This window comes from Volucribacter psittacicida, from assembly GCF_004339025.1.
GTDB lineage: Bacteria > Pseudomonadota > Gammaproteobacteria > Enterobacterales > Pasteurellaceae > Volucribacter > Volucribacter psittacicida.
This window is the reverse complement of the sequence record NZ_SMFT01000001.1, coordinates 433,183-445,468: the sequence shown is the minus strand read 5'-3', so window position 1 is coordinate 445,468 and position 12,286 is coordinate 433,183. Positions and strand designations below refer to the sequence as shown.

Below are 12,286 nucleotides of genomic sequence, written 5' to 3'. Positions count from 1 at the left end.
GTGAAATGTGAAATTAGATGAACTCGCGAAAATAGCGGGCGTATCAAGAACCACCGTAAGTTATGTGGTAAATGGTAAAGCAAAGGAATACCGTGTCAGTGATAAAACGATTCAAAAAGTGACCGCACTTATTGAGCAGTATCAATATAAACCTAATGCCATAGCGGCAGGATTAAGGGCGGGCAAGACACATACCATAGGGCTTATTATTCCTGATTTTGAAAATAGTAGTTATGCTAGAATAGCCAATGCGTTAGAAAACCGTTGTAGAGAACATGGTTATCAGTTAATTATTACTTGTTCTAACGATAACCCTGCTAACGAAAAAGATTGTGCTAAAAATCTTTTTTTACGGAAAGTTGATGCTTTAATCGTTTCTACCTGTTTAGCTAATCCACAGGATTTTTATCCGCAAACAGTTAATAAAACCCCTATTGTTTATCTTGATCGTCCTAGTCAGGATACAGCAAGTTTAATGGTACTGTCTGATGATGAACAAGATGCTTATCATCTTGCACAACGTTTATTACAGTCCCATAAAAAAATGAATAATCTTTTATTTCTTGGCGCATTATCTGAATTACCAGTAAGTCAACAACGCCAAGCGGGTTTCGCTCGTTTAACGCAAGAATATGGCATTAATGCCAATCTTGTCTATGCGGAGCAATTTAGTAAAGAAGCAGCCAGCCAAGCATTTCAAACTTGGATCGATCAACATGGTATGCCTGATAGTATTTTTGTCACATCATTAACCTTGTTACGTGGTATTTTTCTCGTTTTATTAAATCACTATCAAAGCATTCCTAAATCCATTAACATTGCGACTTTTGGTAATCACGAAATGCTCGATCTGATTCCTAATTTAGTGATTTGTGCGGAGCAAAACCATAGCAAAATCGTTGATACCTTATGGCAATTAATTGACAAGAAATTAAATAAGAAAAAAGCATTACAAGTGGACAATATTACGGTTATTCCTCGTCATTTATTGGTAAGAAATATATAGCCAACTAAAATAGCACGCCTTGCACGAGTCAAGAAGTAGGTCACCCCCATTATAAAAGGGGGTGAAACCCTTTAGTCACCACAAAGCAAATAAAAGTGAAAAAATAATCTTAAAACGCACCGCACTTTAACAATAATTGAAACAACGATATAGTCGTTTCCAATTTAAAATGAGATAAGGCGGTAAGCCGAAGACAGTGCAAGTAGTACGGCGAGGCGTACTAACGCTGTATCATTTTTAAAGTGGGACGACTATATTTGATTTATTGCTGATAAAGATCGTTATAAAGTTGATTTTCAAAACGATTAAGGGGAGAACGTTTGGTTTTACTGTCTAATTCTCCTGTGGAATAGCCATTAATAAATTGTACAAAAGCCACCGTTTCACCACGTGCATTCGTCATAAACCCCGCAAGATTATAAACGCCTTTTAATGCTCCGGTTTTTGCTTTAATATTTTTGACTAAAGGGGGATTAAGCATTGAACCTCGTCCACTTAATGTGCCGTCCACGCCTGCGGTAGGAAAACTCTCCAGTAATTGTAATTGGTCTTCGTGAGTAATGATATAGTCTAATACCTTTAACATATCTTGCACTGAAATCAAATTATGGCGAGATAAGCCCGAGCCATCAGCAATAATGGCGTTACCCAGAGAAATATTTGCTTTGCTTTGCAAAATTTGCTTCATTGCTAAGCTACCTAATTGGAATGTTGCAGGGCGTTTATAATATTGATAAGCAATGGCACGAAACAGGGCATCAGCAATTTGATTATCCGATTTTTTCATCATTTTTTTTATTAACTCAGCTAATGAAGCGGATTGATGTTCTGCTAATAATTGTCCTTGTTGTGGCGTAATGGCTTGTTTAACTTGACCAGTAAAAGTAATACCTAATTGATTTAATTGACGTTGTACCACAGCTATACCATAACTATCAGGATCTTGTACGGCAAAACTTAATCCAAAGGGTTTATTTTGTCGTCTAATACAACCTTTAATTTGATAGCGATTGTTATCATGTACTACAGCATCAAGCTGACAATAATTGGCTTCTTTATTATCAACGATACGCACTTGCCCAAAAACTTGAACAGGGAAATTGGCAGGCACGTGAAATTTAGCCAATTCACCAACAGGATAATTGGCATCTAAATTGACATAAAAACAATTATTATCAAGATTAATTGCGGCAGGTGGGGCATTAAAGCACATGGTTAAATCATTCCAAATCCAGCCGGGAGCACGATCATGGCTGGCAAAAATGGCACTATCAAGAATTAAATCCCCATCAATTTTCTCAATACCTTGCTGTTTCAATTTCGCCAGTAATTGGTACAGCTGTCCGCTGGTTAAATCGGGATCGCCATGAAATTGGATAACCAAATTTCCTCGTAATACCCCATTTTTAATTTCACCTTGCCTTAAGAGGTTCGTATTAAAACGAAAGTTATCGGGCAAAAACAGTTTTGCTGTCAGTGCGGTTAATACTTTTTGGGTACTGGCAGGTAACATAAATAAATCGGCATGATACTGATCGATAATTTTATTTTGTGGAATATTTTTAGCAATAAAAGCCAGATTCGTCCCCGCAGGAAGTTGTGAAGTAAGAGATTGTGCATCAGCAAGGGCAAAATGAGAGGGTAATAAGGTTGCTAGCAAGAAAGAGAATTTTAACAGCTTGTTCATTATGGTGGATACATCTAAAAAATCACGAAAAATTATTATAGCATTGTTGATAAAAAAATGTGTTACAATAATCGCCATATTAATGTGGTTAAGGATAAAAAATCCATTAATCCGATAAAAACACTAAGCCTAGCTTGTTATAAAGCTAAGCTATTTTTTTATTCAATTTTTAAGGAGTAATAATGAATCAAATTCCTATGACCGTACGTGGTGCTGAGCAATTAAGAGAAGAACTTGATTTTTTAAAAACAGTAAGACGCCCTGAAATTATTAAAGCGATTGCTGAAGCGAGAGAACATGGTGATTTAAAAGAAAATGCGGAATATCATGCGGCTCGTGAACAACAAGGCTTTTGTGAGGGGCGTATTCAAGAAATTGAAGGCAAATTAGCAAATTGCCAAATTATTGATATTACAAAAATGACCAATAATGGTAAGGTTATTTTCGGTGCAACAGTCATATTATTAAATACCGCCACAGAGGAAGAAGTGACTTACCGTATTGTGGGTGATGATGAAGCAAATATTAAAGACGGATTAATTTCAGTAAATTCACCTATCGCCCGTGGTCTTATTGGCAAGGAAGTTGATGACACCGTCAACATCGCCACCCCAGGCGGTAATGTTGAGTTTGAGATTATTGAAGTGAATTATATTTAAGACATAAAATAACCTGCTAGAGCGCAGGTTATTTATTATGCTATTTACGCGGTAAACTAATTTTCTTTTCCTCTGAAGGGCGATAAAGCACTAAAATATGCCCAATGGTTTGTACCGCACAAGCCTGAGTTTCTCTTACAATAGCTTCAATGATTAACTGTTTAGTTTCACGATCCGCCCCTGCAATTTTGACTTTAATTAATTCGTGGTGGGAGAGGGCATTATCAATTTCAGCCAAAACACCCTCGGTTAAACCATGCCCGCCAAGCATCACTACGGGGTTTAAATGATGTGCTAGCCCTTTTAAATATTGTTTTTGTTTTGTGGATAATTGCATAAATCTGTTGTCCTTATTAATTAAATGTCGTTATTTTAAAGCAATATCCATATCTTGCAATGGCTAGATAAAGAAAATGAACGAGAGATAAGCTGTCCCTATGGGGTATGATTTACAGTGGGACGACTATATTGTTCAATATTAACAAATTCCTTTCTAACTTTTGGCAATATAACAAGATTTTATGTTACAATGCGGAAAATTATTTTTATTTATATTTTGGTGTCGGAGGAAGAAATGACAACCGCAGCGAATAAACGCTCAGTAATGACCCTTTTTACAGATAATGCAGATATTTATTGCCATCAGGTAAAAATTGTTTTAGCTGAGAAAGGCGTTACCTATGAGGCGGAGGTTGTAGATCCGCAAGCATTATCAGAAGATTTAATGGAATTAAATCCTTATGGAACATTACCTACTTTAGTAGATAGAGATTTAGTTTTATTTAACTCTCGTATTATTATGGAATATCTTGATGAGCGTTTTCCTCATCCGCCATTAATGCCGGTTTACCCTGTCGCAAGGGGAAAATGCCGTTTATTGATGTTGCGTATTGAGCAAGATTGGTATCCTACCTTGTTTCTTGCTGAACGTGGCACAGATGAAGAACGGGTAAAAGCCTTAAAACAGTTAAAAGAGGAAATTCTTTCTGTCGCCCCTATTTTTAGTCAAACCCCTTATTTTATGAGTGAAGAGTTTGGCTTGGTGGATTGTTATGTGGCGCCTTTATTATGGCGTATGCAGTTACTGGGCGTGGAGTTTACGGGGGCAGGCAGTAAAGCCATTAAATCTTATATGGCAAGAGTCTTTGCTCGAGATTCTTTTGAACAGTCTTTAGGCAATGCCGTTCCTAAAAATTTAATGGACGAAAAATAATGACGCAATCTGGATTATTACCTAAACGCCCTTATTTACTCAAGGCCTATTATGACTGGCTAGTAGATAATGATTTAACCCCTTATTTGGTGGTGGATGCCACCTATCCTAATGTGAAAGTACCGAGTGAGTATGTTAAAGATGGGCAAATTGTGCTAAATTTATCCGTCAACGCCACTGGAAATTTGCAGATAAGTCAGGAGCTTATTCAATTTAATGCACGTTTTCGGGGTATCCCACAGGAGATTTATATTCCCATGGGGGCGGCATTGGCGATTTATGCGCGGGAAAATGGTGATGGTGTGATGTTTGAATATGAACCCGCTTATGCCATTGATGAGCCTACGCAAGAACAACCTACGGATTTTATGAATATTGTTGAAAGCCAATCTCAGCAAAATAAAGCCCGTAAAGAGGGGAGTCAGACAACGAAAAAATCTGCTTCACATTTACGCATTGTAAAATAATTGGAAAACTCACCGCACTTTATGTGTTTATTAATAACTCAAAGTGCGGTGTTTTTTGTAAAAATTTTTTAACTTTTTTATTGATAAAATATAGGAACATACTATGTCAAATTTACAACAAATCATTGAAAGCGCATTTGAAAAACGTGCAGAAATTACCCCAAAAACCGTTGATGCTGAGCTAAAATCGGCAATTAATGAGGTTATTGCTGGTTTAGATTCTGGGAAATATCGTGTTGCTGAAAAGATTGATGGTCAATGGGTTGTTCATCAATGGTTAAAGAAAGCCGTACTATTATCATTCCGTATCAATGATAATCAATTAGTGGCAGGTGCTGAAACCAATTATTATGATAAAGTCCCAATGAAATTTGCTGATTATGATGAAGCGCGTTTTCAACAAGAGGGTTTTCGTGTTGTACCACCAGCAGCCGTACGTCAAGGCGCATTTATTGCTAAAAATACCGTACTTATGCCATCTTATGTAAATATCGGTGCTTATGTTGATGAAGGAACAATGGTTGATACTTGGGCAACCGTAGGTTCTTGTGCTCAAATTGGTAAAAATGTTCATTTATCTGGTGGTGTTGGTATTGGTGGTGTCTTAGAACCTTTACAAGCTAATCCGACCATTATTGAAGATAATTGTTTTATTGGTGCCCGTTCTGAAATTGTAGAAGGTGTGATTGTTGAGGAAGGCTCTGTTATTTCTATGGGCGTATTTATTGGACAATCCACTAAAATTTACGATCGTGAAACAGGTGAAATCCATTATGGTCGTGTTCCTGCTGGTTCTGTGGTGGTATCAGGTAGTTTGCCATCTAAATGCGGTAAATATAGCTTATATGCCGCTGTCATTGTTAAAAAAGTTGATGAAAAAACCCGCGGTAAAGTAGGTATTAATGAATTATTGCGTTCAATTGACGAATAATAGGCATATCATCATTTATATTTTATGTTACAATCCGTTAGCTTAGATTTTCTAAGCTAACTATATAAAATCTCTATATCACTATATTTAGGAGTAATTATGAAAAAGTCAGTATTGGCGACTCTCGTGTTAAGCGCAACTGTTGCGTTAGCGGCTTGTAAAGATGAAAAAGTAAATCAAGCTGCGGATAAAGTAAAAGAAGCTGCTGTTGAAGTGAAAGATGTTACTGTAGAAAAAGCGACTGAAGCGAAAGATGCAGTAGTAGAAAAAGCAACAGAAGCCAAAGATGCGGTTGTTAATAAATATAATGAAGTAAAAGATTCAGTTTCTGATAAAACTGATGATGCGAAAAAAGAAGCAGAAGTAAAATCTGAAGCAGTTAAAGCGGAAGTTAGCGAAAAAGCCGATGCGGTAGAAGATAAAGCGGAAGCATTAAAACAAGATGCGGAAACCAAAGCTGAGGAAATCAAAGACGCTGCTGCAGATAAAGCTGAAGATGTTAAAGCGGATGCAAAAGAAACTTTTGAGAAAGCAGAAGATAAAGCTGTTGAGTTAAAAGAAGCGGCAGCTGAGAAACTTGATGCGGCTGCGGATGCTGTTTCAGAAAAAGCGGATGAATTAAAAGAAGCGGCTGAGTCTAAATAATAAAATTGATTTTTTAATTTTGAAAACCACCGATTTTTTGGTGGTTTTTTTATGGTGAGAGGGTAGTGATAAAAATTTTTAAAATTTGACCGCACTTTGTATAGTCGTTTCACTATATGCCCCTCTTAATAAGGGGAACTCATTAGAGTTGTTAGCATTTACGATTAAATTCATTCAATGCTTGATCAAATTTTTCTGACACATCAGGATTAACTGGTGACAATGCCGAGGAAGTTAATGTAATAAATGAGCAAACTAAGAAACCTGGAATGATTTCATAAAGTTTAGCTAAATCTGCCCAACCTAGATATTTCATCAATGGTGACCAAGCTACCACAGTAATGGCACCTGATAACATTCCCCATAATGCGGCTTTAGAACTAATGTTACGATTAAATAATGATAGGATAACGACTGGTCCAAAAGCTGCACCAAAGCCTGCCCAAGCATAGGAAACGAGCCCCATAACTTTTGATTCGGGATCTTGGGCAATAACGATGGCGATAATGGCGATAACTAAAACCATAATACGTCCAACCCAAACAAGTTCTAAACTTGAAGCGGTTTTACGTAAAAATCCTTTGTAAAAATCTTCGGTAATGGCGGCGGAGCACATTAATAATTGTGCGGAGAGGGTACTCATAATCGCGGCTAAAATGGCGGATAACACGATACCCACAATCCAAGGATTAAATAATCGTTTAGATAACTCAATAAAAATAGATTCTGCGTTATCCAATGGAATTTGGTTTACCGTAAAATAAGCTAAGCCAAAATAGCCAACGGCAACTGCACCGCCTAAACATAGGAACATCCAAGTAATACCAATACGACGTGCTTGATTTAAGGCTTGTACGGAGTCCGCAGCCATAAAGCGGGCTAAAATATGGGGTTGCCCAAAGTAACCTAATCCCCAAGCTAATGCGGAGATGACACCAATACCAGATACATTATGTAGCCAATTAGAATAAGGGATTTGGGTAATGACTGATTTTGCTTCTAAAGCAAGGGTGATTTCATCCCAACTTAAATGTAGTAATACCATAACAGGAGCAAGTAATAATGCAAAAATCATGAGTGTCGCTTGAATGGTATCGCTCCAAGAAACGGCTAAATAACCGCCGATAAAGGTATAAGCGATGGTAGCAAATGCCCCTAGCCAGAGGGCAGTGGTATATTCTAACCCTAGTAAACCTTGGAATAATTTTGCACCTGCAACCACGCCCGAGGCACAATAAATGGTAAAGAAAAACAAGATAATGGCCGATGAAATAATTTTTAGGGCTTTTTTCTGATAAGGAAAACGTTGAGCAAAAAATTCTGGCAAAGTAAGGGCATTGTTATAGGTTTCCGTAAAGATCCGTAATCGTCCTGCCACAATACGATAATTGAAATAAGCTCCAATGGTTAAGCCAATGGCGATCCAAGCCTCCGATAAGCCCGATAAGAAAATTGCACCGGGTAAGCCCATTAATAGCCAACCTGACATATCCGATGCGCCAGCGGACATGGCGGTAACGAAACTTCCCATTTTTCGTCCACCCAAAATATAATCATCAAAATTTTGCGTAGATCGATAAGCATAAATACCAATGGCTAAAATAACAATGAGATATAAGCCAAAGGTAATATAGATTTGATAGTTTTGCATAAACTTCCCCTTATTTTTATTGCTCTTGTGATGCCATTAATGACGCATTTCCGCCCGCAGCAGTTGTATTTTCACTGCGAGAGAATTCATCATATAAGGCGATAAGATCTTGGCTTTGTTGCCAAGGATAATATTTAAAAATGGCTTTACTTTGTTCAGCTAATTGGCTTTTTATGGCTTTATCCAGTTGATTAAAATAAATGCCTTTTTGGCAATAGCCAAAATCATCAACAACCTGGACTTTGATCTCCCGTTGTTGAGCCAGTGGGTGATCAGGTTTGACTAATACATTAAACCCAAATTGATTTAATTTATTTGCAGCTTGTTGAGATTCTGCGATATTACCGTTTAAGATGGCAACATCTGAAGGACGATAGGATAAACTATTTTGTTCGCCAGTGATACTTTCTAATACAGGTTGTGCATTTAATAATGTAGTTTCATCGCCAAATTCGCTGTAATATTGAGATGTTTGGGTTAAACGTTGTAAATAGAATTCGCCGCCCGCTTTAGGCCCTGTTCCCGATAAGCTATGACCGCCAAAAGGTTGCACGCCCACGACAGCCCCCACAATATTACGATTTATATAGAAATTGCCACAATGTAAATGTTGTTCCACAAATTGAATTTGCTTGCGAATACGGCTATGACAGCCCCCTGTTAGTGAATAACCCTTACGATTAATTTCTGTCAAAATAGCCGGTAACTGTTCCTTTGGATAACTGATGATATGTAGAATTGGGCCGAAAACTTCTTGGTTTAACTGACTAAGATCATTAAGCTGATAAATAGCAGGAGCGACATAATAACCTTGCTCAGGGGTTTCTAGCTCCATATAGCGTTTGGCGATTTTTCGCATAGTGGCTTTATGTTGCTCTAATCGCTGTTTTGCCTCTAAATCAATGACAGGACCAATATCAGTAGCGAGTAAACTCGGATCGCCTAATTTCAATTCTTGCATAGCTTGGCTTAACATCTGATAAATTTTATCGGCAATATCTTCTTGCAATAATAAGATGCGTAACGCCGAACAACGTTGACCAGCGGAATCAAAAGCAGAATTGAGTATGTCCGCAATGACTTGTTCAGGTAGGGCAGAAGAGTCCACGACCAGTGCATTTTGTCCCCCTGTTTCTGCGATAAGTACAGGATCATTGTCGGCTTGAGCAAGTTGTTTATTAATAAGCCTCGCTACTTCAGTTGAACCAGTAAACACAACGGCCTCAAAAGGGTATTGAATTAATTTTTCACCAAGCTGACCATCGCCTAACAACAGCTGTAAAGCCGAGAGGGGAAGTCCTGCTTGATAAAAGAATTGGGTGGCAGCGACAGCGATTAAACTCGTTTGCTCTGCTGGTTTGGCAATAATATTATTCCCCGCAGCTAAGCTGGCTGCAATTTGCCCCGTAAAGATGGCTAATGGAAAATTCCAAGGGGATATGCAAAGCACAGTTCCTCTTGGAGCGGCTAATTGCTGTTTTTGAGCTAAGGTTTCTAATTGCAACGCATAATAGCGTAAGAAATCTACCGCTTCTCGTAATTCAGCAATGGCATTAGGTAAGGTTTTCCCTGCCTCCAAAATGGCTAACTTCATTAATAAACCATGGTTTTGCTCAAATAAATCCGCAGTTTTACGCAAAATATTGGCTTTTTCCACCGCACTTTTTTGTTGCCAATCCTGATTATGTTGAGCCTGATCAACCACCTCAGCCACATAATCAGGATTAAAAAATCTTATTTCTCCAATCACTTCAAGGGTTGCTGGGTTATTGACGCTTTGTGTAGCAAGATGATAATTTTCTTTTGTATTTATTGCCACGAGAGATTGCCCTTGCGGAATTTGCGCTTGGTTAAGTGCGGTAGATAATTGCAATAAACTTTGCTCATTGCTTAGATCAAATCCCAAAGAATTTTGTCGATCTTTAAATAAATTTCGTGGTAAACGCACTGCTTTATTGGGATGTCCCTCTGAATTGGCATATTGTTGCCAAGGGGGTGTCATCAGTTGTTGGGCGGAGATATGTTGATCCGCTAATTGATGTACAAAGGAAGAATTTGCCCCATTTTCTAATAAACGACGTACTAAATAGGCAAGCAAGGTTTCGTGTGTTCCTACGGGGGCATAAATTCGCACTAAACGGTCAAAGTTTTGTTTGCCTACAATATTATTATACAGCGTTTCCCCCATACCCTGTAAGCATTGAAATTCATAATGTTTATCTTGTCCAAGCTCATAAATGGTACAAAGGGTTTGTACATTGTGCGTAGCAAATTGGGGGTAAATAACATCTTGTGCTGCCAATAACTTTTTAGCACAAGCAAGATAGGCGATATCTGTATGGTTTTTTCTTGTATAAAGTGGAAAATCAGCTAATCCCTCTGTTTGAGCCCATTTGATTTCACTATCCCAATAAGCCCCTTTGACTAAACGAATCATCAAATAAGCCTGTTTTTGGCGAGTAAGCTCAATGAGATAATCAATAACTTTACCAGCTCGCTTAGAATAGGCTTGTACCACAAAACCTATTCCTTTATAGCCTTGTAATTCTGGCTCATCAAATAATTTCTCAATTAAATCTAATGATAATTCAAGGCGATTTGCTTCTTCCGCATCAATGTTAATACTAATATTAAATTGTTTCGCCAGTAAGAAAAGCTGTTTTATTCTTGGATAAAGCTCATTAATCACACGTTCATATTGAGCTCGACTATAACGAGGATGAATGGCAGATAATTTGACAGAAATGCTATTTGATTGGTAAATATCTCGTTGTGCGGACTCCTGACCCACCGCCTTAATAGCCAAAATATAATCTTGAAAATAGCGATCTGCATCTTGTTGGGTCATCGCCGCTTCGCCTAACATATCAAAAGAAAACACATAACCGCGAGATAAACGTGATTGAATACGTGTTAAGGCATTATCAATGGTTGTGCCAGTCACAAATTGTTCGCCTAAAATTTTCATGGCTTTCATCATAGCAAAACGCATAACAGGGGCAGATAAACGAGCAAAACTTCGAGTCAATGCATTGGAGAGGGTAGTTTCGTCAACACTTTCACTTAATTTTTTACCTAGTAATAAGCCATAACTCGCTGCATTAATAAATAAAGAAGAAGATTTATCAATATGGGTTTTCCAATCGCCTTCTTTTAACTTGTCTTGAATTAACTCATCACGAGTTTTATCATCAGGGATACGTAATAATGCTTCTGCAAGGCACATTAAGGCTATTCCCTCATCATCTCCTAAGGAATATTCTTGCATTAAGGCATCAACACTATAATGATTTCTTTTCGCCTGACGAATTTTATTAATCAGTTCAATCCCCCTTTGTTCAATGCGTTTTTCTTGTTCAATACTAAAGTCAAGGGTTTGATATAATTCATCAACAACCGTTTTTTCCGCAATGCGATAATAGTCAGTAATAGATTGACGAGATGTACCATATTGACGTGCTAACTCAAAACTCATAGAAACCTCCAAGAAAAGAAGATGGAATAGGGGATGGACTACCTTAACTAGGTAAAAAATATGTTTATTTTTTTAACATATTGTGAAGAACAAATTAAAGTAAAAAAGAGAAAAAAACAATGCTTAATTAAAGAAAAAAGGTTATTTAACGAGAATAAAATTCATTTTTAACAAAAAATCTCTTAAATAAGTGAATAATGTTTAATTTATAGTGACATTGTCACTTATTATCTTTCTCATTTTATCTGGGGCTAATTGTTTTAATTGAGCAATTTTAAGGGCGGCATTTGAAAAATGCTAAGATTTCTTAGCCATTTTTTATATTAGAGTTGAGCAATATTCGGTATAAGTAGTGTTATTAACCATGGAGGCGTGTCCCGGAGTCGAACCGAGCTACATGGATTTGCAATCCAGTGCATAACCGCTTTGCTAACACGCCTGATTAAAAAGGAGGTATTTTGAATGGTGCCCGAGGGCGGACTTGAACCGCCACAGCTCGAAAGCCGAGGGATTTTAAATCCCTTGTGTCTACCGATTTCACCACTCGGGCAA

The 12,286-nt window shown here is 37.6% G+C and carries 10 protein-coding genes and 2 tRNA genes; 6 read left to right on the top strand and 6 right to left on the bottom strand.

All coding sequences use genetic code 11. From position 1 onward, the window contains the following. The first annotated feature begins 7 nt into the window (after nt 1-7). Nucleotides 8-1,006, top strand: coding sequence for a catabolite repressor/activator (gene cra / locus EV694_RS02045; protein WP_132688516.1), 999 nt, complete (start codon nt 8-10; stop codon nt 1,004-1,006). Nucleotides 1,007-1,268: 262 nt separating this feature from the next. Here the strand turns inward: cra and dacB are convergent, their stop codons facing one another. Beyond that, nucleotides 1,269-2,693 carry a serine-type D-Ala-D-Ala carboxypeptidase gene (dacB, locus tag EV694_RS02040; protein WP_132688513.1) on the bottom strand — a complete coding sequence of 475 codons (1,425 nt, stop codon included), beginning with the start codon at nt 2,691-2,693 and terminating at the stop codon, nt 1,269-1,271. A gap of 182 nt (nt 2,694-2,875) precedes the next feature. On the opposite strand from dacB, the gene greA reads away from it, so the two are divergent. Beyond that, nucleotides 2,876-3,352 carry a transcription elongation factor GreA gene (gene greA, locus EV694_RS02035; RefSeq protein WP_132688510.1) on the top strand — a complete coding sequence of 159 codons (477 nt, stop codon included), beginning with the start codon at nt 2,876-2,878 and terminating at the stop codon, nt 3,350-3,352. Between the two features lie 40 nt (nt 3,353-3,392). Here greA and yhbY read toward each other — a convergent pair whose 3' ends face one another. After that, nucleotides 3,393-3,689, bottom strand: a complete 297-nt coding sequence (yhbY, locus tag EV694_RS02030) for a ribosome assembly RNA-binding protein YhbY (RefSeq protein ID WP_132688507.1) — start codon at nt 3,687-3,689, stop codon at nt 3,393-3,395. A gap of 237 nt (nt 3,690-3,926) precedes the next feature. Here yhbY and sspA point away from each other — a divergent pair, with 237 nt between their 5' ends. From sspA to EV694_RS02010, 4 genes are all read left to right on the top strand, one after another. Then, nucleotides 3,927-4,565, top strand: coding sequence for a stringent starvation protein SspA (gene sspA / locus EV694_RS02025; protein WP_132688504.1), 639 nt, complete (start codon nt 3,927-3,929; stop codon nt 4,563-4,565). Then, nucleotides 4,565-5,032 carry a ClpXP protease specificity-enhancing factor gene (locus EV694_RS02020; protein WP_132688501.1) on the top strand — a complete coding sequence of 156 codons (468 nt, stop codon included), beginning with the start codon at nt 4,565-4,567 and terminating at the stop codon, nt 5,030-5,032. The genes sspA and EV694_RS02020 overlap by 1 nt, the downstream gene beginning before the upstream one ends. Nucleotides 5,033-5,135: 103 nt before the next feature. After that, nucleotides 5,136-5,963 (top strand): 2,3,4,5-tetrahydropyridine-2,6-dicarboxylate N-succinyltransferase, encoded by an 828-nt coding sequence (gene dapD / locus EV694_RS02015; RefSeq protein WP_132688498.1) that lies wholly within the window; start codon nt 5,136-5,138, stop codon nt 5,961-5,963. Between the two features lie 99 nt (nt 5,964-6,062). After that, a complete protein-coding gene (locus EV694_RS02010; protein WP_132688494.1) occupies nt 6,063-6,608 on the top strand; it encodes a histone H1 family protein in 546 nt (181 codons plus the stop codon). A gap of 151 nt (nt 6,609-6,759) precedes the next feature. Here EV694_RS02010 and putP read toward each other — a convergent pair whose 3' ends face one another. The 4 genes from putP to EV694_RS01990 form a co-directional block, all read right to left on the bottom strand. After that, a complete protein-coding gene (putP, locus tag EV694_RS02005) occupies nt 6,760-8,259 on the bottom strand; it encodes a sodium/proline symporter PutP (protein WP_132688491.1) in 1,500 nt (499 codons plus the stop codon). A 16-nt stretch (nt 8,260-8,275) separates the two neighbouring features. Then, nucleotides 8,276-11,734, bottom strand: a complete 3,459-nt coding sequence (gene putA / locus EV694_RS02000) for a bifunctional proline dehydrogenase/L-glutamate gamma-semialdehyde dehydrogenase PutA (protein ID WP_132688488.1) — start codon at nt 11,732-11,734, stop codon at nt 8,276-8,278. 365 nt (nt 11,735-12,099) lie between these two features. Continuing rightward, nucleotides 12,100-12,173 (bottom strand) — tRNA-Cys (locus EV694_RS01995). 24 nt (nt 12,174-12,197) lie between these two features. Further along, nucleotides 12,198-12,284, bottom strand: a tRNA-Leu gene (locus tag EV694_RS01990). Between the last annotated feature and the right edge of the window lie 2 nt (nt 12,285-12,286).